The organism is Priestia sp. VA7, from assembly GCF_055710015.1.
The window spans coordinates 423,206-449,085 of sequence record NZ_JBVQPN010000001.1 but is presented as its reverse complement, the minus strand read 5'-3'; the positions used below and the strand labels follow the sequence as shown (position 1 = coordinate 449,085).

The 25,880-nt window shown below is 38.8% G+C and carries 27 protein-coding genes; 3 read left to right on the top strand and 24 right to left on the bottom strand.

Annotation, left to right across the window (positions count from 1 at the left end; all coding sequences use genetic code 11):
• Positions 1 to 61: 61 nt before the first annotated feature.
• The 3 genes from bcd to AC0C45_RS02385 all read right to left on the bottom strand — a co-directional run bounded on the left by bcd (position 62) and on the right by AC0C45_RS02385 (position 4,397).
• Positions 62 to 1,165, bottom strand: coding sequence for a branched-chain amino acid dehydrogenase (bcd, locus tag AC0C45_RS02395; protein ID WP_047932152.1), 1,104 nt, complete (start codon positions 1,163 to 1,165; stop codon positions 62 to 64).
• Positions 1,166 to 1,177: 12 nt separating this feature from the next.
• Positions 1,178 to 2,089 (bottom strand): phosphate butyryltransferase, encoded by a 912-nt coding sequence (gene yqiS / locus AC0C45_RS02390; RefSeq protein ID WP_034648961.1) that lies wholly within the window; start codon positions 2,087 to 2,089, stop codon positions 1,178 to 1,180.
• 238 nt (positions 2,090 to 2,327) lie between these two features.
• Positions 2,328 to 4,397 (bottom strand): sigma-54 interaction domain-containing protein, encoded by a 2,070-nt coding sequence (locus AC0C45_RS02385; protein ID WP_034648960.1) that lies wholly within the window; start codon positions 4,395 to 4,397, stop codon positions 2,328 to 2,330.
• 176 nt (positions 4,398 to 4,573) lie between these two features.
• Between AC0C45_RS02385 and AC0C45_RS02380 the strand changes: the two genes are divergently transcribed.
• Positions 4,574 to 4,825: a DUF2627 domain-containing protein gene (locus tag AC0C45_RS02380; RefSeq protein ID WP_013059128.1), complete on the top strand. Its 252-nt coding sequence runs from the start codon at positions 4,574 to 4,576 to the stop codon at positions 4,823 to 4,825.
• 12 nt (positions 4,826 to 4,837) lie between these two features.
• On the opposite strand, the gene AC0C45_RS02375 is transcribed toward AC0C45_RS02380, so the two are convergent.
• Positions 4,838 to 5,566: a glycerophosphodiester phosphodiesterase gene (locus AC0C45_RS02375; protein ID WP_028410665.1), complete on the bottom strand. Its 729-nt coding sequence runs from the start codon at positions 5,564 to 5,566 to the stop codon at positions 4,838 to 4,840.
• Positions 5,567 to 5,690: 124 nt separating this feature from the next.
• Here AC0C45_RS02375 and AC0C45_RS02370 point away from each other — a divergent pair, with 124 nt between their 5' ends.
• Positions 5,691 to 5,843: a YycC family protein gene (locus AC0C45_RS02370; RefSeq protein WP_013059130.1), complete on the top strand. Its 153-nt coding sequence runs from the start codon at positions 5,691 to 5,693 to the stop codon at positions 5,841 to 5,843.
• A 312-nt stretch (positions 5,844 to 6,155) separates the two neighbouring features.
• Entirely contained in the window at positions 6,156 to 7,487 is a 1,332-nt protein-coding gene (locus AC0C45_RS02365; protein WP_237892948.1) for a peptide MFS transporter, read from the top strand.
• Positions 7,488 to 7,877: 390 nt separating this feature from the next.
• On the opposite strand, the gene spo0A is transcribed toward AC0C45_RS02365, so the two are convergent.
• The 20 genes from spo0A to spoIIIAB form a co-directional block, all read right to left on the bottom strand.
• Positions 7,878 to 8,666: a sporulation transcription factor Spo0A gene (spo0A, locus tag AC0C45_RS02360; protein ID WP_013084985.1), complete on the bottom strand. Its 789-nt coding sequence runs from the start codon at positions 8,664 to 8,666 to the stop codon at positions 7,878 to 7,880.
• A gap of 227 nt (positions 8,667 to 8,893) precedes the next feature.
• Positions 8,894 to 10,174 (bottom strand): SpoIVB peptidase, encoded by a 1,281-nt coding sequence (gene spoIVB, locus AC0C45_RS02355; RefSeq protein WP_016765539.1) that lies wholly within the window; start codon positions 10,172 to 10,174, stop codon positions 8,894 to 8,896.
• Between the two features lie 182 nt (positions 10,175 to 10,356).
• Positions 10,357 to 12,084 carry a DNA repair protein RecN gene (recN, locus tag AC0C45_RS02350; RefSeq protein ID WP_028410663.1) on the bottom strand — a complete coding sequence of 576 codons (1,728 nt, stop codon included), beginning with the start codon at positions 12,082 to 12,084 and terminating at the stop codon, positions 10,357 to 10,359.
• A 16-nt stretch (positions 12,085 to 12,100) separates the two neighbouring features.
• Entirely contained in the window at positions 12,101 to 12,550 is a 450-nt protein-coding gene (gene ahrC, locus AC0C45_RS02345; RefSeq protein WP_013059136.1) for a transcriptional regulator AhrC/ArgR, read from the bottom strand.
• A 161-nt stretch (positions 12,551 to 12,711) separates the two neighbouring features.
• Positions 12,712 to 13,539, bottom strand: a complete 828-nt coding sequence (locus tag AC0C45_RS02340) for a TlyA family RNA methyltransferase (protein WP_013084988.1) — start codon at positions 13,537 to 13,539, stop codon at positions 12,712 to 12,714.
• Positions 13,536 to 15,437 carry a 1-deoxy-D-xylulose-5-phosphate synthase gene (gene dxs / locus AC0C45_RS02335; RefSeq protein ID WP_013059138.1) on the bottom strand — a complete coding sequence of 634 codons (1,902 nt, stop codon included), beginning with the start codon at positions 15,435 to 15,437 and terminating at the stop codon, positions 13,536 to 13,538. The genes AC0C45_RS02340 and dxs overlap by 4 nt, the downstream gene beginning before the upstream one ends.
• Before the next feature lie 320 nt (positions 15,438 to 15,757).
• The gene (locus tag AC0C45_RS02330; protein ID WP_237892950.1) at positions 15,758 to 16,654 is read right to left on the bottom strand and encodes a polyprenyl synthetase family protein; all 897 of its coding nucleotides are present in this window, start codon (positions 16,652 to 16,654) and stop codon (positions 15,758 to 15,760) included.
• Positions 16,654 to 16,887 (bottom strand): exodeoxyribonuclease VII small subunit, encoded by a 234-nt coding sequence (locus AC0C45_RS02325; protein ID WP_013059140.1) that lies wholly within the window; start codon positions 16,885 to 16,887, stop codon positions 16,654 to 16,656. Before AC0C45_RS02325 ends, AC0C45_RS02330 begins: the two co-directional genes overlap by 1 nt.
• A 3-nt stretch (positions 16,888 to 16,890) precedes the next feature.
• Complete coding sequence (gene xseA, locus AC0C45_RS02320) at positions 16,891 to 18,231, bottom strand: exodeoxyribonuclease VII large subunit (protein ID WP_016765542.1); 1,341 nt, start codon at positions 18,229 to 18,231, stop codon at positions 16,891 to 16,893.
• A gap of 84 nt (positions 18,232 to 18,315) precedes the next feature.
• On the bottom strand, positions 18,316 to 18,708 hold the full coding sequence (gene nusB, locus AC0C45_RS02315; protein ID WP_237892951.1) for a transcription antitermination factor NusB: 393 nt from the start codon (positions 18,706 to 18,708) through the stop codon (positions 18,316 to 18,318).
• A gap of 221 nt (positions 18,709 to 18,929) precedes the next feature.
• The gene (locus tag AC0C45_RS02310) at positions 18,930 to 19,331 is read right to left on the bottom strand and encodes an Asp23/Gls24 family envelope stress response protein (RefSeq protein ID WP_013059143.1); all 402 of its coding nucleotides are present in this window, start codon (positions 19,329 to 19,331) and stop codon (positions 18,930 to 18,932) included.
• A gap of 29 nt (positions 19,332 to 19,360) precedes the next feature.
• Entirely contained in the window at positions 19,361 to 20,713 is a 1,353-nt protein-coding gene (gene accC, locus AC0C45_RS02305) for an acetyl-CoA carboxylase biotin carboxylase subunit (protein ID WP_013084993.1), read from the bottom strand.
• A gap of 12 nt (positions 20,714 to 20,725) precedes the next feature.
• A complete protein-coding gene (gene accB / locus AC0C45_RS02300) occupies positions 20,726 to 21,232 on the bottom strand; it encodes an acetyl-CoA carboxylase biotin carboxyl carrier protein (RefSeq protein ID WP_047932621.1) in 507 nt (168 codons plus the stop codon).
• A 352-nt stretch (positions 21,233 to 21,584) separates the two neighbouring features.
• The gene (locus AC0C45_RS02295; protein WP_272801048.1) at positions 21,585 to 22,235 is read right to left on the bottom strand and encodes a SpoIIIAH-like family protein; all 651 of its coding nucleotides are present in this window, start codon (positions 22,233 to 22,235) and stop codon (positions 21,585 to 21,587) included.
• Positions 22,236 to 22,242: 7 nt separating this feature from the next.
• Positions 22,243 to 22,905 carry a stage III sporulation protein AG gene (gene spoIIIAG, locus AC0C45_RS02290; RefSeq protein ID WP_013084996.1) on the bottom strand — a complete coding sequence of 221 codons (663 nt, stop codon included), beginning with the start codon at positions 22,903 to 22,905 and terminating at the stop codon, positions 22,243 to 22,245.
• The gene (spoIIIAF, locus tag AC0C45_RS02285; RefSeq protein ID WP_013059148.1) at positions 22,902 to 23,522 is read right to left on the bottom strand and encodes a stage III sporulation protein AF; all 621 of its coding nucleotides are present in this window, start codon (positions 23,520 to 23,522) and stop codon (positions 22,902 to 22,904) included. The genes spoIIIAG and spoIIIAF overlap by 4 nt, the downstream gene beginning before the upstream one ends.
• Before the next feature lie 5 nt (positions 23,523 to 23,527).
• Positions 23,528 to 24,712, bottom strand: coding sequence for a stage III sporulation protein AE (spoIIIAE, locus tag AC0C45_RS02280; RefSeq protein WP_013059149.1), 1,185 nt, complete (start codon positions 24,710 to 24,712; stop codon positions 23,528 to 23,530).
• Positions 24,713 to 24,736: 24 nt separating this feature from the next.
• Positions 24,737 to 25,120, bottom strand: coding sequence for a stage III sporulation protein AD (gene spoIIIAD, locus AC0C45_RS02275; protein ID WP_013059150.1), 384 nt, complete (start codon positions 25,118 to 25,120; stop codon positions 24,737 to 24,739).
• Positions 25,121 to 25,140: 20 nt separating this feature from the next.
• Positions 25,141 to 25,347, bottom strand: a complete 207-nt coding sequence (spoIIIAC, locus tag AC0C45_RS02270; RefSeq protein ID WP_013059151.1) for a stage III sporulation protein AC — start codon at positions 25,345 to 25,347, stop codon at positions 25,141 to 25,143.
• A gap of 19 nt (positions 25,348 to 25,366) precedes the next feature.
• Positions 25,367 to 25,879 (bottom strand): stage III sporulation protein SpoIIIAB, encoded by a 513-nt coding sequence (spoIIIAB, locus tag AC0C45_RS02265; RefSeq protein ID WP_013059152.1) that lies wholly within the window; start codon positions 25,877 to 25,879, stop codon positions 25,367 to 25,369.
• Position 25,880 lies beyond the last annotated feature (1 nt).

Here is a 25,880-nt window from a genome sequence, read left to right as displayed (position 1 = left end):
AAACGAAGGCTAGGTCGAAAGGATTTCATTTATTCCTTTTGCCTAGCCTTCAGCTCAAACATTAGCGCGTATGACGTCTACTTAAAATATGCTGTCCATTTTGTAAAAATTGACTGCGTGAACGACGCAGCTTTTCAATTCTTTCTTCAGCTAAGCGATCTGCTGCTAGATAGGTTGGAATGCCATCTCGCTTTGAGATTTCAACTACCTTTTCAATATTATCATAAATACCTTCAACTTTTTTCAGCGCACGCTCACGGTTATATCCAACTAGCTCATCAGCTACGTTAATAACGCCTCCTGCATTAATAACATAGTCCGGTGCATATACAATGCCTAATTCATGGATTAAATCACCATGACGCGTTTCTTTCAATTGATTATTAGCTGCCCCTGCAATAACTTTTGCTTTTATTTGAGGGATCGTTTCATCGTTAATCGTTGCTCCGAGTGCACAAGGAGCATAGATATCACATTCTACACCATAAATATCATTCGGGTCTACTGCTTGCGCATCAAATTCTTCTACCGCACGCTGAACAGCTTCTTTATTAATATCCGTTACAATAAGTTTCGCTCCTTCTTCGTGAAGGTGGCGGCATAAATTATATGCTACGTTTCCTACGCCTTGGACAGCTACTACTTTTCCTTCAAGCATATCTGTTCCAAATGCTTCTTTTGCTGCTGCTTTAATTCCTCGGTATACGCCGTAGGCTGTGACTGGTGATGGATTGCCTGATGAACCAAAAGCAGGAGATACACCCGTTACATAATCCGTTTCCTCATATACAATATCCATATCCTCTACCGTTGTGCCCACATCTTCTGCTGTAATATATCGACCATTTAACCCTTGAATAAAGCGACCAAATGCACGGAACATCGCTTCATTTTTGTCTTTGCGAGGATCTCCGATAATAACCGTTTTCCCTCCTCCTAAATTCAAGCCTGCTGCTGCATTTTTATAAGTCATTCCGCGTGATAGACGAAGCGCGTCTTCAATTGCAGCCGCTTCTGATTCATATGTCCACATTCTCGTACCGCCTAGAGCTGGTCCAATTGTTGTATCGTGAATGGCAATAATGGCTTTTAAGCCTGAATCTTTATCTTGGCAAAATAATAACTGCTCGTAATCGTATGTTTCCATATAGTCAAAAATTTTCATTGTTAGTGCCTCCTAAGAATTCTGTTGAGCGACGCTGATAGCAAGCGCCAGTGAGTATAATTTACTTTCTGATGAATCTGCTCTGGATGTTAAGACGACCGGAGCTTTTGCTCCTGCTAGAATAGCTCCAACTTTTGCTTTAGCAAAATAAATGAGGGATTTATATAAGACGTTCCCTGTTTCAATTGCTGGAACGAGTAATATATCTGCTTGACCGGCAACTTCACTTTGAATGCCTTTTTGCTTGGCTGCTTCTATGTTAATGGCATTGTCAAGTGCTAAAGGTCCATCAATAACGCAGCCTTTAATTTGTCCTCTGCGGTTCATCTGTGTAAGAAGTGCAGCCTCTACTGTTGCAGGCATCAAAGGGTTCACAACTTCAACCGCTGCAATAGGAGCTACCTTTGGCATCTCGATCCCAATCGAGTGGGCAACGTTCACCGCATTTTGAATGATTTGAACTTTCTCTTCCAGAGACGGCGTAATATTCATAGCTGCATCTGTTACAAGAATCGGACGATCATAGTGAGGAACGTCAAATACAGCTACATGTGATAAAACATTTCCCGTACGCAAACCATGCTCTTTATTTAACACAGCTTTTAAAATAAGCGATGTGGATAAATTCCCTTTCATTACGATATGAGCTTGACCTTGCTGAACTGAACGCACAGCCAATTGAGCCGCTTCTAAAACGGACTCCGTATGTACGACCATCACAGCCTTATGAGTGAGTAAGGATGGGCGGTACTGCCTGAATAATTCATTAATTGTCGTTTCGTTGCCAAACAAAATAAATTCAGAAACTTCCCTTGACACAGCTTCATACACTGCCTCAATTGTTTCTAAGTCTTCAGCTGCAGCAATGGCAACAGTCAAAGAAGACTGCTTAGCAACCCGAGATAAGATGGTAGCAAGAGTCATGGAATGTTCGACCTCTCCTTTTTCATTCTTTCTTTTGCTCCGTTTTAAAGAGCATACTGCGCGTTTATGCAGTCACCTAAAATACATGCAAGATTTGTGCCATCCACTGCATATATTACATAATATAGCTGCTTATATCCGTTCTTACGCACAAAAAAAATTTTTTATTGATTCTAACGACAAATAGAAAAAAAGAATACCTCTCTATTTATATGCAATAAATTGCACACCATGCATTTTATTGCATGCTGTTATTTGCAAGATTGTATTTTTCCAACTTATAATACAAAGAACGCAGGGAAATATTGAGCTGTTTTGCTGTTTTCGTTCGGTTATACTCGTTTGCAAGCAGCACTTTTTGAATAAGTTCCGCTTCGTAATTTTCCATCATGTGCGCTAAAGTCTTCCCATCGAACATTACCTCTTCATTCACCTGATTTTTTTCTTTTTTGCCCTTGCCTTCAAGTGAAGGGAGATGAACAGAATCAATCATTGTTTCTGTATAGTGCATATAAATAATCGCTCTACCTAATATATTTTCAAGCTCTCTAACGTTTCCTGGCCAGTCGTATGATCTTAATGAATGTAAAGCCCGCTCTGTTACTCCTTCAACATGCCGGCCGTAATCTTGATTAATTTTTGTAATTAAGTGTGTAACAAGCGCACCAATATCCTCTTTTCTCTTCCGAAGAGGAGGTATGTGAATCGGAATTTTGTTTAGCCGATAATACAAGTCCTGTCTGATGCTTCCATCAGCCATTCCTTTTTCTAAATTCACATTCGTAGCTGCAATAACGCGAACATTCACCGGAATAGGAGTCGTTCCTCCAACGCGAATAAGCTCTTTTTCTTGAAGCACCCGAAGCAGCTTAGCCTGCATATGAGCTGAGAGCTCCCCGATTTCATCTAAAAAGATGCTACCGTTATTGGCTTCTTCAAAAACGCCGCGCTTCCCGCCTCTTTTTGCCCCGGAAAAAGCTCCTTCTTCGTACCCAAAAAGTTCGCTTTCAAGCAAGGACTCAGAAAGCGCAGCACAGTTAATCCGGACAAATTTATTAAACTTTCGGCTGCTCGCATTATGAATCGCATGTGCGAACAGCTCTTTACCCGTCCCAGATTCACCTCTAAGCAAAACAGTAGCTGGTGTTTTGGCAGCAAGTCTAGCCTGCTCAATCGCTAACTGAAACTCCTCAGATTGACCAATGATATCAGCAAATGAATATTTCGCTTCAAGCGTTCTGATAATTTGACGCGCTCTTTTGAGTTCATTTGTAAGCTCTTGAATTTCAGACATATCATGAATAACACCAACGCTGCCTTTTAATTTTCCATCAACAATAACGGGGGCAACATTGACAACCACGTCTCTTTTACTCGGACCGAGCCTCATTCTTACACCTCGGACAGGACGCCTTGTTTGCAGTACCTTCATGTGCATACTGTCTCCTTCAGAGATATCGGCAGTCGCGGGCTGACCAATAATATCCGTCTTTTTTAAACCCGTAATTCTTGTATAAGCAGGATTAATTAAAATTCCTCTTCCTTCTTCATCGACAACCGAAATAGCTTCTTCAGAAGATTGAATAATAGCTTGAAGCATAGTTTGTACTTCTTTTAAGTTCGTAACTTCTTCTGCCAATCCGACAACGTCCGTAATATCTTTAAAAATCGAAAAGGCCCCAAACAGCTCTCCATTCTCGTCGAGTATTGGTATTCTAGTCGTAATTACCTTCCGTCCGCTATCTAACACAAATTCACTATTTTGATCAATCGTTTTTGTATGAAGAACATCAACAAGTTTACTATTTGGAATGACTTCATGAAGATGCTTACCAATTACATCTCTGTGTGAAAAGTTCGTCAAACGCTCGGCACTTTGATTAAATAGCGTAATATATCCATTCCTATCAATCACGACCATCGCATCATGAGCTGCGTTAAAAATAAGATCATATTTATACGATTCTTGCTTTAACCTCTGAATTAACTCTTCTTTTTCCTCCATCAGATTTGCCATAATTTCAGCAACCAATCCCGGCACTACCAGTGCATCAGCGGGTTTGCTTCTTTGCAATTGTTGAAAGACGCCTTGTTTACCTGTTGTTTCAACAATGACATCGAGCTGCTTTGTCATATAAGGCTCCCAATTCATTCCTGTTGAAATATCTTGTTCTTGCGCATGCAAAACAGCCGGCGCGTTAGCTCGTACGTCTACTACACCAATCACTTTCATAAATTCTGTTTCCAACAAGATTTTCAGAATAGCTAATCCGCCTTTTCCTCCTCCAACGATCAACACATTTTGCATATTTTTTCACCTTTTCTACTTAATATGTACATATCCCGTGCAAAATATTGCATATACCTATCATATAAAAAAAGAAACGCTCTTGACAATTTATTTAGTTCTTTTATGATTCAAGTATAACGGTTTCACAATGTAAACGCATTCATTTTAAAAAAAGAGAAGCGAAAGGAGCATTTATGGTTCGAATTATCGCACTGCTAATCTTACTTATTCCCGGTATACTCGCTGGCTATGGCATTAAACTTATGAGAGATATGATTTTTGGCATCCTGCAATCCCCGTTCCCTTCTTTATTTTTGCAATTTTCAGTCGGCCTTCTATTATTTTTAATCGGCCTTGGATTTGTTGCTGGCTTTATTCTGCACAGAGACCGCAAGCGAAACAAAGTTCAAAACAGATTTCAAAAAGATAAAAAAACATCGCATTAATGCGATGTTTTTTTACGAAAAGCGTCCTCCAAATTGCTTCACCATTTTTTCTGGATAATCAGTAATAACGGATTCACATCCATATTTTCGAAGCTGCTCAGCTACTTTTACATCATTTACTGTGTAAGGTCGCACTGGAATTTGACAATCTTTTGAAGCCGCTACATTTACTTCATTAACGGTACGCTGATTAGGGTGAAGAGCTTTTGCGCCAAGATGCTGCGCATATACCCAAGGCTCATACATCGGATAAGAATATAAAATAGCTGTTTCAATCGTAGAATCCAGAGAACCAATTCGGGCTAAGCTGTTATGATTAAAAGATGAAATCATCGTTCGATCCTTCATCTTGTATAAATAAATTAAATCCAAGACTTTCATTTCCAAGTATGGATAGTCAAATATATTGTTTTTCAACTCAATATTTACGCTAATTCCTTCACTTGAAGCCCACTCCATTACTTCATTTAACGTGGGGATTTTACATACTCCATACTTTTTTTTGAACTTATAGCTCGCATCTAATTTTTTTAAATCTTGATACGTAAAATCTTTTACATACCCTTTTCCATTCGTCGTTCGATCTACTTTTTCATCATGAATTACAGCAAGTTCTCCATCCTTTGTCATATGCACATCAAGTTCAATTCCGTGTGCTCCAACTCTCGCTGCTTCTTTGAAGGAAATCATCGTATTTTCAGGAAACGTTCCAGCTGCGCCGCGATGACCTATTACAAACATACTTGCTCAACTCCTCTATTATCACTTATTATTAACTTTAGCATTACTTAATAGTGAAAGCACGAATTTACTGTTTATACTTTTTTACTTTCATTACTTTATATGCAAAAGGAGGTTGTTGTGTATGAGACCACTGCAAATTTCACCGGATACAGCCGTAAAATTAGCGGAACAATTAAATATCCCCCTCGAGCAATTAATGCATATGCCTCAGCATATTTTGCTGCAGAAACTTGCTGAATTAAATGCGAGCGAAGATAAAAAAGGATCTGAATAACAGATCCTTTTTTCTTTTGAATTTTCATTTCCAAAAATAGTATTACCTTCTCATTTCATTCCCCATAACATATATTAGAATATTTAATAATATAAATGTATTTTTAAAAATGCTTTTAAATAAGTAATTTAATACTTTTTTGTGTATATTTAATTATTTTTTGATTTTTCCATATAATTTCATTGACGAAATTATTGTTTTTCCACTAAAATAAAAAGACATTATATTTATTCCAGTACTTATATTCTGATTTTTTTATTAATTCAAACAAAAGAATTAAATAGTATGAGAAAAATTTAGGGGGACTTCATTATGCAAGCAGCTGTACAACACGAAAATCAGCAGCCAAATGGGTCTAGGAAAAAACACCCTCCTGGACTGTACTTATTATTCGCTACTGAGGCATGGGAAAGATTTAGTTATTATGGAATGAGAGCCATTCTGGTTCTTTATTTAACTGCTACCGCTGCTCAAGGTGGACTAGGGGTAGATAAAGCAACTGCACTGAGCTTATATGGAACATTCACTAGTGCTGTTTACATTACGCCGATGATTGGCGGATATTTAACAGACCGCTTCCTCGGAAGAAGGCTAGCCATCACTATCGGTGGTGTGATTATGGCACTCGGGAATTTTTCCCTCTTCATTCATCAAAGTGTAGCCGCTTTGTATATCGGACTTGCTTTATTAATTATCGGAAACGGATTTTTCAAACCAAATATCTCCACATTGGTCGGAGATCTCTATGAAGAAAATGATCCTCGCCGTGACGGTGCTTTTACCATTTTTTATATGGGTATTAACTTTGGTGCATTTTTCGCACCGTTAGTTGTTGGATTAATGAGTTACAAATACGGATTTTTAACAGCAGCTATCGGAATGGTTGTTGGACAAATTTTATTTAACCTACTGGCTAACCGCTACTTAGGTGATATCGGGAAAGAGCCTACAGGAAAAGTTCACGCAGCGGCATCTCAAACATCAACTGCTCCGCTGTCAGCACGAGAAAAGAAAAGAACGGTTGCTATCGTTATTCTAGCCTTCGTTGTTATTGCTTTCTGGACAGCTTTTGAACAGGCCGGAAGTTCTTTAACGCTATATGCTCAAGATCAAATTAATCGTCAAATAGGTAGTTTCACGGTTCCAACAGAGTGGTTCCAATCATTGAATCCGCTGTTTATCATGATTTTAGCACCAATTATGTCACTAGTTTGGTACAAGCTCGGAAATTCAAAACGCGGTGATTTCAACACGCCAACAAAAATGGGTATGGGACTTGTGACAGTGGGATTAGGATTCTTAATTTTAATTCCAGCCGTTATGTATACTGGTAATGACCCAGCTTTAAAAGTAAATATCCTGTTCATGATTTTCACTTACTTCCTGCACACGCTAGCTGAGCTTATGATTTCGCCAGTAGGGCTGTCTATGGTAAGTAGACTGGCTCCATTAAAGCTTGCTTCTCTTTTAATGGGCGTATGGATGGCAAGCTCTGCTGTCGCTAATAAGCTAGCGGGTGTTCTTGCATCTTATACCCAGTCTTTAGGTTATTTCGATATCTTCAGCTTAATCGGAGCTGTAACAATTGTACTTGGAATTATTGTTCTGTTCCTTTCAAAACCGATTGCTAAATTAATGGATTAAAAAAAGCAGCCTTTTCTGAAGGCTGCTTTTTTATAATTTACTTATCTATATCCCATTTAAAATATAGAGATGAATTTTTCAATGCATCTTCTAAATCTTCTTTCAAACACAAAATCCTCATAACAATTAAATAAATTATTTCAATAAAATACTCCATTATAGATATGAAGAAAAACAAGATGCACGTTCCATTAACCTCAATATTTTCACCTCTTAAAACAAAATAAAAAGACCAATGAATGAGTAAAATTCATCGGCCCTGCAGTAAAAAGTTTATTGGTTTTCAGTTTACTATCTAGTGTAAATCCCAAAAATTTATCGGCATGTACTCTGTATTACAAAAGGTATCAGCTCACTCAAAACCCCGTAATTCCAGCAGTCCTATCCCTTTCAACTCGCTTTATGTTCAAGGCGTAATTTATCCGCAACCATGGCGATAAATTCACTGTTTGTTGGCTTCGCTTTTGACATGCTGACAGTATATCCGAATAATGAAGAAATGGAATCAATGTTTCCTCGGCTCCATGCTACTTCAATGGCATGACGAATGGCGCGCTCAACGCGGCTTGCCGTTGTATTATATTTTTTTGCAATATCAGGATACAGTACTTTTGTAATCGACCCAAGCAGCTCAATATCCTTATATACCATTGAAATGGCTTCTCTCAAATACAAATAGCCTTTGATATGAGCCGGTACACCAATTTCGTGAATGATGCTCGTAATGCTTGCATCTAAATTTGCTGGTTTGCTGTCGCGATGTGAACGCATGGAAGAAGATGAACGTTGCATAAATGAAGATGTTTGTCCGCTAACTTGACGAATATGATTCACTAAGTTTTCCATATCAAACGGCTTTAGAATAAAATAAGCAGCTCCTAAATCAACCGCTTTTTTCGTTACGTCTTCTTGCCCAAATGCTGTTAGCATAATGACATTTGGATAATTTTCTTTTTTCATTTCTTTTAACTGACCTAAAACTGCTAATCCATCTAGATGCGGCATAATAATGTCTAATACAAGAACATCCGGATCTTTATCTTTTAAAATGGATAAACACTCTTGTCCATTGTAAGCTACTCCGATTACTTCCATGTCTTCTTGCTCTGAAATATAATCTTCAAGCAAACCAATTAGTTCCCGATTATCATCAACCAAGCATACTTTAATTTTTTTCAATGCAGCTTCCTCCTCAGTCCTTTATGTTATACGTCGTTTCCTACGTGTCTCTATTCTTTATTCTAAAGGACAAATTCGACAATGCAACATTATTTCCTTTATTTTTTTAGAAAAAAGTCTTTTAAATGGAATTTATTCGATTTTCTCTTATTTTCTTTGTTTTTCGACGTTTTTCTCTTACATTTACGACAATAATTTTTATCAAAAAAAGCGAACTAATGACAACATTAGCTCGCTTTTTTTCGATTATTTTTATAAATATCGATTCCTGCTTCGTTAAGCATCCATTCAATATGGACACCGTAACCCGAGGTAGGATCATTTACAAAAACATGGGTAACCGCTCCAACGACTTTACCGTTTTGAATAATCGGGCTCCCGCTCATTCCTTGAACAATTCCACCTGTTTTCTTTAGCAATTTAGGATCTGTAATTTTAATAACCATTCCTTTAGTAGCCGGAAACTTTTGAGGTATAGTACTCATAATTTCAATATCAAATTCTTCCACTTGATCATCATCTACTACCGTTAGAATTTTAGCCGGTCCTTCTTTTACTTGATGAGATAGGGCAATTGGCATTGCTTTATCCATTATTCCGTTTTCCATCGTTGAAGACAATTTTCCAAAAATACCAAAAGGACTATTTCGTGTAATATTTCCAATGATTTGTCTATCTTCAGAAAACCTTGCTAGCTTTTCGCCGGGAACGCCGTTAGAACCTTTTTCAATTGATGTAACGGTCGAACGGACAATTTGTCCATCTTCTACTACGATTGGCTTTTTTGTATCCATATCTGAAATAACATGACCTAAAGCGCCGTATTTTTTAGATTTTGGATCATAAAAAGTCATTGTGCCAATTCCTGCAGCTGAATCACGGATATATAAACCGATTCTGTAAGCATAATCTTGCTTATCTTTTAACGGATATAGCTTAGTGTCAAACTGCTTTTTTTCTCTTAAAATATGCAGATTTAATGGTTCACCCGTTTTTCCTGCCTGCTGAATAAACGGTGTAATATCACTCATTTTTTCAATGGTTTTACCATTAATCTTCGTAATCATATCTCCAACTTGAATACCCGCAATTTCGCCAGGAGATCTTTTACCTTTTGCTGTATCTACTTGATGATAGCCTACAACAAGAACACCTTTTGAATTTAATTTCACACCGATTGATTGTCCACCTGGAATGACTTTAAAATCAGATAATACCTGCACGTCTACACGCTTTACAGGAATACCGGCCAAATGAAGCATCAACTCTTCTTTGCCTACTTGTTTGCCTGCTACGGTCAGCTTCGCCTTGTTACTTGTTACATCGTAAACAGGTGATGAAGCTTCTACGCTAAGCGGTAATGTCGTATTAATTTTTTCTTTTTGCTGTTCAAATAAGACGATTTGTTTTGGAATGTGTATATATTGTTGCACAACTGGAATAAATCCTACAAAAATGAACGAAACAAGGAGAATCGCACCAATTATATGTCTGTATCGATTTTGCATGTTTTCACTCTCCTCGCTTCCTCGCCTAAATGGCTACACATTTAATTTAGCCTTCTTAGAGCGCATTTATAACAGAAGTTCAGAGAAAAATGAAAAGAAGTGCAAGGAAACATTTTCAGTTCCTCCATTTTGTATAAAAAAACACCTTTAACACATACTGTTACGTGTTAAAAGGTGTTTTTTTAAATGGTGTGCTTCATCTTATCCGCTAAATCTAAAAGCTCTTTGGCATGTTCCTTCGTTAAGCTTGTAATTTCAGCTCCTGCAATCATTCGACCAATTTCTTTTACTTTTTCATCAACAGTTAACGGAAGAACAGACGTCGTTGTACGATCACCTTTTATCTCTTTAGCAATAAAGAGATGAGTATCTGCCATCGCAGCTACCTGAGGCAGATGAGATATACAGAGAACTTGTGAATCAACAGAAATAGCATGTATTTTTTCACCGATCGATTGAGCTACTCTTCCACTTACGCCTGTATCAACTTCATCAAAGATAATGGACGTCACGCCTTGATGCTTAGAGAAGATGCTTTTTAACGCCAGCATAATTCTTGACAGTTCTCCTCCTGATGCTACTTTTGCAAGAGGCTTTAAAGGTTCACCAGGATTAGTAGAAATATAAAATTCTACGTTGTCAATGCCGTCTTTGGTGAATTTTATTCTTTCTCCATTTACTTCCACGTCATTTTTACCTGCATTTACAACAGAGAATTTAATTTGAAATACGGTCTTAGCCATATACAGTTCTTGAAGCTCATGATGGATACTGTCCGTTAACTCCTGAGCAAGTTTTTTTCGAATAGCTGAAACGTTATTAGCTTCTACTAATAAATCCTGTGCTACACTGTTTAACTCTTCTTTGATCTTGCTCACATGCGTATCTCGATTTTCAATACGATCAATTTCATCTTCAATTTGCGCTGCATATTCTAGAATTTCATCTACACTTTGACCGTATTTACGCTTTAAGTGATTAATTTCATTTAAACGCGCTTCAATAAAGTCTAAGCGTTTGGGATCAAATTCTAATAAATCAAGCTGCTGACGAATTTTATAAGATGCGTCTTCTAGCTGATAGAAGCTCGATGAAATGATCTCAGAAATTTCGGCATAGTTTTTTTCCAGTGACGAAATATCCTCCGTATGATTCATTGCTACACCGACCCAATCTAAACCTTGGTGTTCACCGTGCAGGGCATTGTACGCATCGTTTAGCGACGTATAGATCTTTTCAAAGTTAGAAATCTTCAAACGCTCTTCATTTAGTTCCTCGTCTTCGTTCAGCTGCAAATTTGCCGCTTTGATTTCATCTAATTGAAATTGAATAAGATCGAGGCGATGTGCCATCTGCTGTTCATTTTCAGTTAATTGATCAAGCTGCTTTTTTAGCGATGTATACCTAGAAAATACCTCTCGATACTCCGTCAAAGCCTCTTCTACTTTTTCTCCTCCATATTGATCAAGAAGAGTTAAGTGACGATCTTGATTCATTAAATCTTGGTGCTCGTGCTGTCCATGTATATCAATTAACGTCTGTCCAACTTCACGTAGGATAGCTAACGTTACGAGCTTACCGTTGATGCGGCAAATACTTTTCCCATTTGTAGTGATATCTCGGCGAAGCACAATCATTCCATCTTCCACTTCCAAACCGACTTGTTTGGCTTTTTCGTGACTCGGATGCTGTTCTTCATCAAATAAGAAAAGTCCTTCAATTTCGGCTCTGTCTGTTCCGTGGCGTACAAACTCCGAAGAGCCTCTTCCACCTACTAACAATGAAATGGCATCAATAATAATCGATTTCCCCGCTCCTGTTTCGCCTGTTAAAACCGTTAAGCCTTTTTCAAATGAAACAGAAAGTTCATCAATAATCGCAAAGTTTTTAATGGATAATTCAGCTAACAACCTGCTTCACTCACCTTTATAACATTTCTAAGAATCGGTCTGATATAATTTGCGTATCTTCAGGAGTACGGCAAATAATCAAACATGTATCGTCTCCACAAATTGTTCCTAATATTTCATCCCAATCCAAATGATCAATTAACGCGCCAATCGCATTTGCATTTCCCGGTAATGTTTTCATCACCAACATATGCCCCGCTGAATCAATTTTTACAAATGCGTCCATAAGAGAGCGCTTTAACTTTTGTAAGGGATTAAAACGCTGATCTGCAGGCAAGCTGTATTTGTATCGACCGTCCATCAAAGGCACTTTGACTAAGTGCAGTTCTTTAATATCACGAGAGATTGTTGCCTGTGTTACATTAAAACCTTGGTTTTTTAAAATATCTACCAATTCATCCTGTGTTTCAATATCATTATTCGTGATAATATCACGAATTTTAATATGTCTTTGCCCTTTATTCATGTTGGCACCTCACATTAATATGTAATCTTCTTTTTGTTTTGTTGTTTATAAGTCTTTCACTAATTAAGTATCATAATGTGTTCAACTTGATTATGCACCTTTTGTATAAAGAGTCATAATCAAATCGCCAATGCTAAGTCTTTGCTTAACATTGGCCATTATTACTTTTTCTCTTTTAACGTCTTATGTGCTTCTTCGACTACTTCGCTCACAGTAAGCGGAGCTTGATTTTCACCAAGTTCACGCTCGCCTTTCCAGCGCAAGTGGAGAAGAAATTCGATATTTCCATCTCCTCCCGTTATCGGTGAATACGACATGTTATATACATCGTATCCTTGACGAAGGGAGAAATCCACCATGCCTTGAAGAACTTCTTCATGCACTTTTGAATCACGCACGATTCCTTTTTTCCCAACTTGCTCTCTTCCAGCCTCAAACTGTGGCTTAACGAGCGCAACAACATCGCTGTGTGGAACAAGAAGTGTTTTTAACACAGGAAGAATGAGTCTTAAGGAAATAAATGATACATCAATAGAAGCGAATTCAGGCAAGCCTCTTGATAAATCAGCTGGCGTCACATAACGGAAATTGGTTCGTTCCATTACTTCTACTCGTTCATCTTGACGAAGCTTCCAAGCTAGCTGATTATAGCCTACGTCTAGCGCATAGGACATCTTCGCTCCATTTTGAAGCGCACAATCGGTAAAGCCTCCAGTAGAAGAACCAATATCAATCATGATTTTATCCGCTACATGGACATTAAATTCTTTAATCGCTTTTTCAAGCTTAAAGCCGCCTCTGCTGACGTAAGGCATCACTGCACCTTTAATTGTCAGCGGCGTATCGCGTTCAATTTTCTCTCCCGGCTTATCCAAACGGACTTCATTCGCATAAACGAGTCCTGCCATCACTGTACGCTTTGCTTTTTCTCTTGTTTCAATCAAACCTCGTTCTACTAATAATACATCTACTCGTTCTTTTTTTGTCACTTAACTTCAAGCCTCTTTTGTGTTGGTGTTACGAGTTTTTTAACTCGATTTATAATCTCTTCTTTGGTTAAGCCAATTTCTTCTAAAAGTTTTGTTACGCTGCCGTGCTCGATAAAGCGATCTGGAATCCCCATACGTTCAACGCGCGTATCATAATAGCCGTGCTCTGATGCAAACTCTAACACCGCGCTTCCAAAACCGCCTTGAAGTACCGCTTCTTCTACCGTAATCACAGGCTTACTAGTTTGGAAAATCTCATGAAGCATTTTTTCATCCAACGGTTTAATAAAACGAGCATTTACCACTTTGACGCTGATTCCTTGCTTCTCAAGTTCTGCTGCTGCATCCATCGCCATTGAAATCGTTGTACCAAACGTTAAAATGGTTGTATCTGAACCTTCTTTTAATACGTCCCATGTACCGATCGGAATGTTTTTCAATTCCGAATCTAGTTCAACACCTAATCCGTTTCCTCTAGCATAGCGCATAGCAATCGGACCTTCTTCATAAGTCAAAGCAGTGTGAACCATGTGCTGGCCTTCATTCTCGTCTTTTGGCATCATAATAACAAGGTTAGGCAAATGACGTAAGAATGCAATATCAAACACGCCTTGATGCGTTTCACCATCAGCACCTACTAGCCCAGCGCGATCAATCCCAATAAATACATTTAGCTTCTGACGGCAAATATCATGAACCACTTGATCGTATGCACGCTGTAAAAACGTAGAATAAATAGCTAAAAAGGGCTTCATATTTTGAGTTGCAAGACCCGCTGCCATTGTTGTTGCATGCTGCTCTGCAATCCCAACATCAAACATGCGATGCGGAAACTCTTTTTGAAATGCTTCGAGTTTTGAACCCACAGGCATTGCTGGCGTTACAGCTACAATGCGATCATCTTCCCTAGCCATCTTCAATACCGTATCACTTACTAGTTTACTCCAAGCAATCGGAACATTTTTGTCTTTAATAAAGTCACCGGATTCAATTTTGTAAGGGCCTGTACCATGCCATGCTCCGCTTTTATCGCTTTCCGCCGGCAAGTAGCCTTTCCCTTTTTTCGTAATAACGTGAATCAGCACCGGACCTTTTGTTTTCTTTGCATATTGTAACGTTTCCAATAAATCATCATAGCTATGGCCATCAACTGGGCCTAAATACGTAAAGCCAAGGTCTTCAAAGAACATGCCTGACACGACCATATACTTTAGACCATCTTTTACACGTTCTGCCGTTGCCGCAAGCTTACCGCCTACTGCAGGCACTTTTTTCAGCAAGACTTCAAGCTCATCTTTTACCCAGTTGTATTTGCCTGCCGTGCGCAACCGTCCTAGAATACTGTGTACAGCCCCCACGTTAGGAGCGATAGACATTTCATTGTCATTTAAAATAACGGTCATATCCGTTTGCTCGTGCCCGATGTGGTTAAGCGCTTCAAGAGCCATACCACCTGTTAAAGCTCCGTCACCAATGATGGGAACAATATGAGCTTTTGTTTTTTGCAAATCTCTTGCAGCAGCCATTCCCATTGCGGCTGAAAGAGATGTAGAACTATGTCCCGTTTCCCATACATCATGTTCACTTTCGTCACGCTTTGGAAAACCGCATAATCCTTTATATTGACGGATTGTATCAAACTCTCCCGCTCGTCCTGTTAAAATTTTATGGACATACGACTGATGCCCCACGTCCCATAAAAATTTATCTTTTGGGCTGTCGAACACTTTATGGAGTGCAAGCGTTAACTCAACAACCCCCAAATTCGGCCCTATATGACCACCAGTTGCAGAAAGCTTTGTAATTAAAAAACGACGAATCTCTTCACTTAGTTCTTCTAATTGTGTTACTGACATTTTCTTTAAAAACTCAGGATTTTTTATCGTTGTAAGATCCAAGGTGGATCACTCACTTTCGTACTTGTTATAAAGTTACCTTAATACATTGTCTATTGTTTTATACGTATAGTCAATTTTTAGTATTTCCTTATTACTTACAATACCTTTGATATTCTATCAGTAAACCAGTGATATTCAAAGGAAAACAGTGAAAAAATAGCCGCTAACACAAATGTGATAACGGCCACCAAGATATTGTATATGTCTTTCAAACCTATGCACTACGCTTTTATACAGTAGTAAAATCATTATAGCATAGCCCCTATTGGGACTCAATCTTATTTTACTGTATCACTCAAAAAACCTGACAGAGATCGTCATTAACTATCACGTTTTGCTATATATAAACAAATTTCTTCTAGTAATCCGTGCTTAATTTGAGCTTGACGTAACGAGAGAAGTGCTTGTTCAACATGATACTGTAACTTTTCTTTGGCCGCTTCCATACCTAACACAGAAGGATATGTCGTTTTTTCATTTTCTGTATCACTGCCAATTGGCTTTCCTAATTTTTCTTCAGACCCTTCCACATCCAAGATATCATCTTGAATTTGAAACGCTAACCCTACATGCTTACTGAATTCTTCTAATAATTCTTGCTGTAGAGGCGTAGCTTTTGCAAGAATAGCTCCTGCTTTTACACAAAAACCTAGCAGCTTCCCCGTTTTGTGAAGGTGAATATATTCCAGCTCATCTAGCGTGAGCTGCTTTTTTTCGCCTTCCATATCCGCAACCTGTCCGCTGATCATACCTTCTGTTCCGCTTGCTTTTACCAGTTCTGTAATGAGCTGAAGCTTCATATGTGATGTAATCTCGGGATGTGCCGCTTCAGAAATGAGCTGAAAACTATTTGTTAAAAGAGCATCTCCAGCTAATATAGCCGTTGCTTCGCCGTACACCTTGTGATTCGTTGGTTTACCTCTTCTTAAGTCGTCATCATCCATGCTAGGTAAATCATCGTGAATGAGAGAATATGTATGAATCATTTCCACTGCACATGCTGTTTCTAATCCCATGCTCTCGTCTTTTCCAAACGCATGTAGCGTTGCAAACAACAGCACTGGGCGAAGTCGCTTTCCTCCTGCCGTAAGCGAGTAAAGCATGGATTCCTTTAAGTTAACCGGAGCATGTAATGCTTTTACCACTTCAGGCAAGCGTGTTTCTACTCGATCTTTTGTAAAAGAAATATACTCTTTTAAATTCATTTCATTCACCATCACTCTTCCTCCTGCACCGAGAATGGCTCAAGCGTTCCGTCTTCACGTAAAATAGTTTCCATTTGCTTTTCAATATGCTGAAGACGATCGTGACAGAATTTTGAAAGAGTCATTCCTTCTTGGAATTGTTGAATTGCTTCTTCTAAAGGCACGTCGCCTTCTTCTAGCTTGTTTACGATGGTTTCTAACTGCTCCATCGCCTCTTCAAACGTATACTCTTTATTTGTCGCCATTTTTCATCGCTCCTCTATTTTCGAAACTTCACACTGCAACTGTCCATCGGTCAAACGAACGTTTACCACATCGCCTTTGGATACTTGTTTGGTTGATTTAATTAACTCTTTTTCTTTATCGTATACTAAGCTGTAGCCTCTTTCCATTGTTTTTAATGGACTAAGCGTATGTAATTTTGACGTTGCCGTTGCAAATAAAAGCTGTTTTTGCTTTAGCAGCTGCTGCATCTCTTTTGTCAGCATTTTCGTCAGCTGCTGTTGACGCTCCGCCGCTTTCGTTAACTGATGCTCGGGGTGATTGCGCAACAAAGCGGCTGTTAGCTGCTCGTAGTTCGTCCGTTTATGTTCAATGTACCTTCTACCTTCACGATAAAAACGCTCCATCAACTGATCTAACTGCTGCTCTTTTTGCTCGACCAACTTTTGAGGATAACGAAAAGCATATGATTTCTGGGATCGTTCAAGCCTGCGGCTACTAGACTGAAGCATTTCTTTCATTGAACGAAGAAGACGGATGTTTCGCTGAGTCAATCTTTCTGTAATTTCACTGATATGAGGCACAGCTAATTCCGCAGCACCTGTTGGAGTAGGAGCGCGAAGATCTGCTACAAAATCTGCAATTGTAAAATCGGTTTCATGTCCAACCGCTGAAATAACAGGAATAGTAGAAGTGAAAATTGCACGAGCAACGCTTTCTTCGTTAAAAGCCCAAAGCTCTTCAATTGACCCACCACCGCGGCCAACAATTAATACGTCTGCTTCTTTACGACGGTTTGCTTCTTCAATTGCCTTAATGATAGACGGTGCCGCATTCACTCCTTGAACAAGAGCGGGCATAACAATAATGTTCGCATTATATCTGCGCTTTAATGTCGTAATAATATCACGTACGGCTGCTCCAGTTGGAGATGTAATAACACCTATTGTTGTTGGATACTTGGGCAGTTTTCGTTTCCTAGCAGGATCAAATAAGCCTTCTTTTTCCAGCTTTTTTTTCAGCTGTTCGTAGGCTAAGTATAAATTCCCAACGCCGTCAGGCTGCATTTCTTTTACGTACATTTGATAATTTCCGCTTGGTTCATAAACCGAAATTTCAGCTCGAATGAGTACATTCATTCCTTCTTCAGGCTGAAAATTAAGCAGCCGGTTATGCCCAGCAAACATAACGGCTGCGATACGAGCATTTTGATCTTTCAAGGTGAAATACATATGTCCCCGACTATGACGTTTAAAGTTGGAAATTTCTCCTTTAATCCATACATCTTGCATGTGAGGGTCTACATCAAACTTGCGCTTAATGTATCGTGTAAGAGCCGTAACGGTTAGATAACGCACTTCACTCATCGTTTTGCCTCCTTTGCAGTCACCCTCTCCCCTTTATATAAAGGAGAGAAGCATTTTGGTCACTTGATTTGGCAAGATGAACCTTTATTTAGATAAAGTTGTTAACACTTTAGACAATACGCCATTGATAAACTTGCTTGATTGATCATCGCCGAACGTTTTCGCTAATTCAATCGCTTCATTTAACGTAACGCTCGTAGGAATTTCTTCTTCATACTTCATTTCGTATACGGCAATACGTAGGATAACGCGGTCTACAGTAGCTACACGATCTAACGTCCATTTTTCTAAATGATTGCGTAAAAGTTCATCAATTTCTTGCTGATGTTCAGCCACACCTAGCACGAGACTTTCTAAAAATTGATCAGACTTTTCATTTTGTACAACATTTCCGATTGCCTCCATTGGCTCGGTCTGCCCTAAATCATGCTGAAATAGTGCTTGTAATGCTTTTTGGCGTGCTGTATGTCTTTTCATTATTTTTGCTCCTTTATTTATCTTCTTCAACTAGTATACCTAGATAATAGCATAGTTTATGATACGATACTTCATTGTTCTTAGACGAAGTTTGTAGAACACGAAAAAGACCGTCTTTATGACGAGACAGTCTTTTTCACTTTACCATAGCTTGTGCTGAAAAGGAACAAGTAATCATACGTTATTCCATTTTAGCAACAGCCGTTAGGTAAACGTTTGTTTTATTCAACTTCTTCAATATCAGTTTTTTGCGTATCAAACTGAATCCCTACGATATGAATGTTTACTTCATCGAGATCAATAGCTGTCATATTTTTAAGGGCTTGACGAATGTTATCTTGTACTTGTTGCGCTACGTTTGGAATAGACACTCCAAACTTCATCATACAAAATACGTCTACTTTTATCCCGTTTTCTGTTAAGTCCACTTTTACACCTTTACCGTGGTTTTTCTTTCCTAGTTTCTCCACAACGCCAGCTGCAAAATTTCCTCTCATTGCAGAAACGCCTTCTACTTCAGAAGCAGCAATACCCGCAATGACTTCAATAACCTCAGGAGCAATTTCTACTTTGCCAAGAGAATTTGGGTGTTCTTCCATTTCTAATACATGATTTTCATTCATGTACAGCACCTCCTATAGTTTATATTATACTAAGAATTCATTACGTCATATAGCTCAAGAAACTTCGTGTTGAATTCACCGCTAACAAATTTTTCATGATTTAATAGTTTTTGGTGAAAAGGAATAGTGGTTGCAACGCCGTCGATAACAAATTCATCTAACGCCCGCTTCATTCGTTCAATAGCTTCCTCACGAGTTGGCGCATGAACAATCAATTTAGCCACCATTGAATCATAGTAAGGCGGGATTGCATAGCCCGGGTATGCAGCAGAGTCTACGCGCACTCCGTAGCCACCTGGCGGCAAGTACATTTGAATCGTACCTGGTGATGGCATAAAGTTTTTCTCTGGGTTTTCCGCGTTGATTCGGCACTCAATTGCCCATCCGTTAAATGTCACTTCTTCTTGCGTAAACGGTAAAGTTTCACCATTTGCCACTTTGATTTGTTCTTTAATTAAGTCAACTCCTGTCACCATCTCTGTAACAGGGTGTTCTACTTGGATACGCGTATTCATTTCCATGAAGTAAAATTTGTTTTCACGGTAATCATAAATGAATTCCACTGTTCCGGCTCCTGTGTAATTAACGGCTTGAGCAGCTTTAACAGCAGCGTCGCCCATTAATTCACGCGTTTTTTCGTCTAACGCTGGAGAAGGCGTTTCTTCAATTAACTTTTGAAGACGGCGTTGAATCGAGCAATCACGCTCTCCTAAATGTACAGTATTCCCATGAGAATCAGCCAACACTTGGATCTCAACGTGACGGAAATCCTCAATGAACTTTTCAATGTACACACCAGGGTTACCGAAAGCTGTAGCAGCTTCTTGCTGTGTAATTGTAATACCTTTAATAAGCTCTTGTTCATTTTTCGCAACGCGGATTCCTTTTCCTCCGCCTCCTGCCGTTGCTTTAATAATAACAGGATAGCCAATATCATTAGCGATTGACATACCGTCTTCCACTGACTCTACAATTCCAGTTGAACCAGGAACAATTGGAACACCCGCTTCACGCATCGTTTCTCTCGCTACGTCTTTTGTTCCCATTTTGTTAATGGCTTCAGGACTTGGTCCTACAAATGTAACGTTACACTCTCTGCATAGCTCTGCAAAATCAGCGTTTTCAGCTAAAAAGCCGTATCCAGGGTGAATAGCGTCACAGCCCGTTAGCATCGCAACACTCATAATGTTTGTAAAGTTTAAATAGCTGTCTTTAGATGACGTTGGTCCAATACAATACGCTTCGTCTGCTAATTGTACATGCAAAGAATCGCGATCAGCTTGAGAATGAACAGCTACTGATTCTACACCTAACTCTTTACACGCTCGAATAATTCGAACCGCAATTTCTCCTCGATTCGCAATTAATAGCTTTTTAATCATATTTACCGCTCCTTATTCAGGCTTTACTAAGAAAAGAGGTTGACCGTATTCTACAAGTTGTCCACTTTCAACTAATACGTCAACGATTTCACCTTTAACTTCTGCTTCGATTTCATTAAATAATTTCATTGCTTCTACGATACATACAACCGAATCTTTTTGTACTTTATCTCCAGGAGTCACGTATACATCTGATTCTGGCGATGATGACGCATAGAAAGTCCCTACCATCGGAGATGTAATTTTATGTAAGGTTTCATCAACCGCTGGGGCCGCTTGTTCTTCTTTTGGTTGAGCAGACTGTGCTGCTGGGGCTGGCGCTGGAGCCGCTGCTGCCTGCGGTGCAGGTGCTGCCACTTGTTCAGGTGCCGAAACCACTACTTGCTGCGCTTGTTTGGAAACAATTGCGTCTTTTTTCTTCATCTTGATTTTGGAGCCTTCGTGCTCATAGGTGAACTCCTCGATTGATGATTGATCAACTAGTTTAATGATCTCACGGATCTCTTGAATTTTTAACATATTGAACACTCCTACCTCATGAAAATAGAATTCTCTACAATGTTAATAATACGACAGATGGCTACAGCCATTCAATTCGTTTGGCAAACATTAAAAAGAAGTTCCACTTACTCTATAATAACTTTTTAGCGTTATCGTTTTATAAATGGAAACATAGCTTTACAGATGACAACACTTATGAAAACGTTTGTCACCTAGTACTAATATAAGATTATGAAACCTATTATAACCGAAGTAAAAAAAGAAAGCCATGTTAAAATTTTTACCGTCTCGCTTAGATTTTAGTCATTTCATAAAAAAAGAAGTGTAAACAACCCCAATTTACGGCTGTTTCACACTTCTTTTATTCCCTTTATTTAGTTGGTTGAAACTCTACCGCTACTTCTTTTGGACCCATTTCTTTTTTGACTAGCTGAATGATTTGATTTGCTTTTGTTTTTGAGTGTTTTTCTGTCTTAACCGTAATTTGTACTTGCTTTCCGTCTGCTCTTACTAGCGCGTCACTGTATCCTTTTGCTTTAATTAATGTTTCCAGCGTGGCTTCTTTTTCCCCAAGCTTTGATAATTCATCAATTTTATCCATCGCCTTGCTTACTTCCGCAGGCGTCACATTTTTTGATGCAGCTACTTCTTGATACTCTTCTTTTAATTGACTTCTTTCATCATTTAATTCCAAACGAAGAGCCGTAAATAGCTCGTCGCTATCTGTGCTTGATACAACCGCTGATTCTTTTGCATTTTTAGCCGTTTCCTTCTTTACATTTCCTGCTGAACCTTCAGTTTTTGAATCTTCTTTTGTTCCTGATTTCTCATCTGTCTGTTGTTTTGTATCTTCTGCAGGAGCCTTGTCATCAGCCTGCTTTTCGCTCTGTTTTTCATTGTCTACTAGCGCAACATTACTCTGAGGATTTTCTGGCGTTGTCATATAATACACCGATAACACAACAACTAAACTTAACATTGTTAATAACCAAACCGTTTGCTTTTTTAATAACATATTCATTTCCCCCTCATCCTTTTTTCGCTAATACTGCTACTCTATGACTTGGTATATCGAGCGCTCTTGTCACGGCTTCAATAATAGATTTCTTTACCTCGATATTATCAGCTCCTTTAGCGACAACTAACACGCCTCTTACTTTTGGCTTTTCGGTTTTAACTACAACAGGCTTTTCTTGTTCTCCACTTCTTACAATGACCAGCTGTTCGTCTGTTGAGGAATCTTCAACTTTACGAGTCCCTCCTTCACGGTCTGTTTCGTTGGTCGTTTGCGATTTTGTGACGCTGTTTTTTTCATATATTTTGGATTCTGTTGCATCTAGGTTCACAATTACTTTTACCTTACTTACGCCTCTAACTTGATCCAAAATATCTTTCAATTCTTCCTCATACCGCTCTTCATAGCCTGTCATTGTTGTTGTCTTTTTAGAGCTAAAAGCGGGAACATCCTGTGATACCGGTGGTGCGCTGGTTTCTTTGCTTGCACTCTTTAGTAATCCGCCTGAATTCATAGATGTTGTGAGTGAGTTGCTAAATACCATAAAGATAACGCCTGCAGCTAGTAAAATGCCTATATACATTAACTTTGAAGGTTTCTTCGTAGTTGATGACTGTTTAAGTGAAAAGAACCGCTGAAAAAATGATGGGTCACCTTTTTCTGGCTTTTGACTCATTTCGTGTCTCCCTCCTCCATATTCACAACAACTTGGCCTTGTTTTACATCCCATTTTGCTGCTAAATAGTTGGATAATTTCTTGGATTCTGTTGGTTTGTTTGTTTCGATCGGTGTGGAGGTATCAATAGAAATAACTTTCACAGCTGAAACAACCTCGGAATCATCCGATGCTTTTTTACTTACGGCAACTGAAATGGATTTAATATTATCAGCGGTAGGTTCGTCGTTCGGCTTTTTTGTTTCAATGTGAATTCGATCAATTGCTACACCATACTGATCCATCAACTCCTCTTTTACATCTGCCTCCATTTGGACAGCCATTTGTTCTAAAATATATGCACGTTGTGAAGCTTGTATTTCTTTTTTCTGATTTTCTATTGAATTTTCTACCTGCTGATCGGATCGAATAGATGATAAGCTAAGTGATTTCAGCATTTGATTAACATCCACTTTGAAAATTTGAAAAACGGGTGTAATAATAATCAACATTAAAAGAAGTCCAACCACCAGCTTTGTATATTTTTGAAAACTAGAATTGGGCAATAGTAAATTAATAATGGTAGCTAATAAGATAAAAAGAACGATATTAGTAATCCACGTCGTTAAGGCCTGCAATTTCTTCACCTCACCATCATTGTGACGTTGCTCGCTGTAATGATGACCGTTAAACATAAGAAAAACATAAGCGAGACAACCGCAAGCGCCGCAAAAATATAGATGACGCTTTTACTGATAATGCTCAAGCAGGAAATAACCGGTCCTCCTCCAATGGGTTGAAGAAGAGCTGCTGCTAGCTTATAGATAAAAGCAAGCGTTAACACTTTAATAGCCGGAAACGCGACGATTAACAGTAAGACTGCTACTCCAGCAATCCCTACTGAATTCTTTAATAGAAGCGAGGCACTGATGACTGTATCAGCCGCATCTGTGAACACACGCCCTACAACAGGTATAAAGTTCCCTGTGACAAACTTTGCCGTTCGAATTGTAATACCGTCGGCAACAGCTGAGGTAGCCCCTTGAACGGACAGCACTCCTAAAAAAACAGTTAGGAATATTCCGAGCACGCCAATGCTTATATTTCTCAACAGCTGCGCAAGCTGTGTAACCTTATGTTCATCTGAAATCGTACTCACAATGCTAAGCAGTGCTGAAAGAAAAAGCAGCGGCATCACTACGTATTGAATAAGCAAACCGCTTGTGTTCATTAAAAACAAAATCATCGGATGAAAAAAGGCTGCCGATACAACTCCTCCTGATGATGCCATTAAGGCAAGCAGCAGCGGCACCAGAGCTAAAATGAATTTGGTCATGGTCTCAATCGCTCCCGTTGCATAAGAGATAGCAATTTGAAAACTATTAAGAGCAATGATGATCAAAACCATATATACAAGCGCATACGCTACTTTACTTACGGTTTGCTGATTAAACGCACTTTGGAGCGTTTGTAAAAACACGCTAAAAACCGTTAGCATAATGAGTGTACCGAGGAGCTTTCCATTCGCTAATACTTCATGAAATAAAAACTTTACAAGACCTCCTAGCCATTCTTTAAGAGAGAACTCTTTTTCTCCTTTTAAAAAATCGACTAAACTTCCCTTCTGACTCTCCGGTAAAAAGCCGCCGTATTGGGTAATAATATCGTCCCAAAACTGTTTGACTTCATCGATACCGAGCTTATCAATTTGTTCATTGACAAGTTCTTGCTGCTTCGGGGGTTCGGAAGCTTGTACATTTTCTGGAAAGAAAAAAAAGAGGAACAAAAGAAGAGCGAGTATATTCACTTTAAACGTCCACCGCTTCATTTCGTCACCTCATATTAAGTAAAATTAATTGGGCAGCATTGAAATAATCGTTTCAATAATGACCGTTAAAATAGGAATTGCCATGGAGAGAATCAGCACTTTTCCACCTAATTCAATTTTAGAAGCAATGGCACCTTGCCCTGCATCTTTCGTAATTTGAGCACCAAATTCGGCGATATAGGCGATACCAATAATTTTCAAAATGGTTTCCACATAAATCATGTTAACGTGGGCATTAATCGACAGCCGCTCGACCATCTTAATAATTTCGTAGATTTGATCAATTAAAAACAGAAAGATCACGGATCCCACGAATACAACAAGTAAAAAAGCAATAGGTGATTTATGTTCTTTTAAAATAAGAGCCAAAAACGTAGCTACTAACCCTAAGCCCACAATTTGAAGCATTTCAATGGCAACTCACCCCTCTACCCTTGAAATAAAAAAACCGATTTGATTTTTTGAAATAAGTCCTCTACAATCGAAGCAACCATAAATAAAATATAAATAAAACCGATGAGGGTAACCCAGTTCGCGTAATCTTTTTTTCCCATCTGTTCGAGTACGGTGACTAAAAAAGCTACGACGATACCAATCCCAGCAATCTGAAAAATGGTGTTCATATCAATTCCCACATTCAATCCTCCTCTATCGCTACATCAATAGAATGACCAGTAGCAACCCAGATAGAAAGCCTAAACTTTTAACCATTTTTTCATAGCGATTCTGCTTATCAACTGCATCTTGTTCTTCGCGTTCAAGATGATTCAGCGTCAGTAAGATATGCTTTTGCTGCGAATAACGATCATGCTGACCAAGCGTTTCACCAAATTGTTTTAAGATTTCTAGTTCTCCCGTTTTAAGTGCGGTTTGTTTCCAAAATTGGTCCAACGTCTTTTCCCAAGCTTCCTTGACACTTTCAGTACCTTCTTTTAATTTCATAGAAAACTCATTAAATAAAGAAGCCAAAGGATTAGGAAGCTGTAGAGATAACAAATGAGCAACTTCTTGAAGAGGCCGATTGCTGTACATAATTTCTGCTTCTAACGACCTCAGAGCCGTTTTTAATTGCCTGAGCTGCCTAGGTCTTGCACTAAGCTGCTTTGCAAACTCAAATCCTGTGTAAGTGGAAGCAAATAATATAAAGATGGCACCAAACAGTTTCATA

What these genes read in the sequence shown, in the direction of transcription:
- bcd (WP_047932152.1), bottom strand. Translation starts at nt 1,165, where the DNA reads ATGAAAATTTTTGACTATATGGAAACATACGATTACGAGCAGTTATTA.
- yqiS (WP_034648961.1), bottom strand. Translation starts at nt 2,089, where the DNA reads ATGACTCTTGCTACCATCTTATCTCGGGTTGCTAAGCAGTCTTCTTTG.
- AC0C45_RS02385 (WP_034648960.1), bottom strand. Translation starts at nt 4,397, where the DNA reads ATGCAAAATGTGTTGATCGTTGGAGGAGGAAAAGGCGGATTAGCTATT.
- AC0C45_RS02380 (WP_013059128.1), top strand. Translation starts at nt 4,574, where the DNA reads ATGGTTCGAATTATCGCACTGCTAATCTTACTTATTCCCGGTATACTC.
- AC0C45_RS02375 (WP_028410665.1), bottom strand. Translation starts at nt 5,566, where the DNA reads ATGTTTGTAATAGGTCATCGCGGCGCAGCTGGAACGTTTCCTGAAAAT.
- AC0C45_RS02370 (WP_013059130.1), top strand. Translation starts at nt 5,691, where the DNA reads ATGAGACCACTGCAAATTTCACCGGATACAGCCGTAAAATTAGCGGAA.
- AC0C45_RS02365 (WP_237892948.1), top strand. Translation starts at nt 6,156, where the DNA reads ATGCAAGCAGCTGTACAACACGAAAATCAGCAGCCAAATGGGTCTAGG.
- spoIVB (WP_016765539.1), bottom strand. Translation starts at nt 10,174, where the DNA reads ATGCAAAATCGATACAGACATATAATTGGTGCGATTCTCCTTGTTTCG.
- ahrC (WP_013059136.1), bottom strand. Translation starts at nt 12,550, where the DNA reads ATGAATAAAGGGCAAAGACATATTAAAATTCGTGATATTATCACGAAT.
- AC0C45_RS02330 (WP_237892950.1), bottom strand. Translation starts at nt 16,654, where the DNA reads ATGGTGAATGAAATGAATTTAAAAGAGTATATTTCTTTTACAAAAGAT.
- AC0C45_RS02325 (WP_013059140.1), bottom strand. Translation starts at nt 16,887, where the DNA reads ATGGCGACAAATAAAGAGTATACGTTTGAAGAGGCGATGGAGCAGTTA.
- xseA (WP_016765542.1), bottom strand. Translation starts at nt 18,231, where the DNA reads ATGAGTGAAGTGCGTTATCTAACCGTTACGGCTCTTACACGATACATT.
- nusB (WP_237892951.1), bottom strand. Translation starts at nt 18,708, where the DNA reads ATGAAAAGACATACAGCACGCCAAAAAGCATTACAAGCACTATTTCAG.
- AC0C45_RS02310 (WP_013059143.1), bottom strand. Translation starts at nt 19,331, where the DNA reads ATGAATGAAAATCATGTATTAGAAATGGAAGAACACCCAAATTCTCTT.
- accC (WP_013084993.1), bottom strand. Translation starts at nt 20,713, where the DNA reads ATGATTAAAAAGCTATTAATTGCGAATCGAGGAGAAATTGCGGTTCGA.
- accB (WP_047932621.1), bottom strand. Translation starts at nt 21,232, where the DNA reads ATGTTAAAAATTCAAGAGATCCGTGAGATCATTAAACTAGTTGATCAA.
- AC0C45_RS02295 (WP_272801048.1), bottom strand. Translation starts at nt 22,235, where the DNA reads ATGAATATGTTATTAAAAAAGCAAACGGTTTGGTTATTAACAATGTTA.
- spoIIIAG (WP_013084996.1), bottom strand. Translation starts at nt 22,905, where the DNA reads ATGAGTCAAAAGCCAGAAAAAGGTGACCCATCATTTTTTCAGCGGTTC.
- spoIIIAE (WP_013059149.1), bottom strand. Translation starts at nt 24,712, where the DNA reads ATGAAGCGGTGGACGTTTAAAGTGAATATACTCGCTCTTCTTTTGTTC.
- spoIIIAD (WP_013059150.1), bottom strand. Translation starts at nt 25,120, where the DNA reads ATGCTTCAAATTGTGGGCTTAGGGTTAGTAGCTACGTTTTTGGCTCTT.
- spoIIIAB (WP_013059152.1), bottom strand. Translation starts at nt 25,879, where the DNA reads ATGAAACTGTTTGGTGCCATCTTTATATTATTTGCTTCCACTTACACA.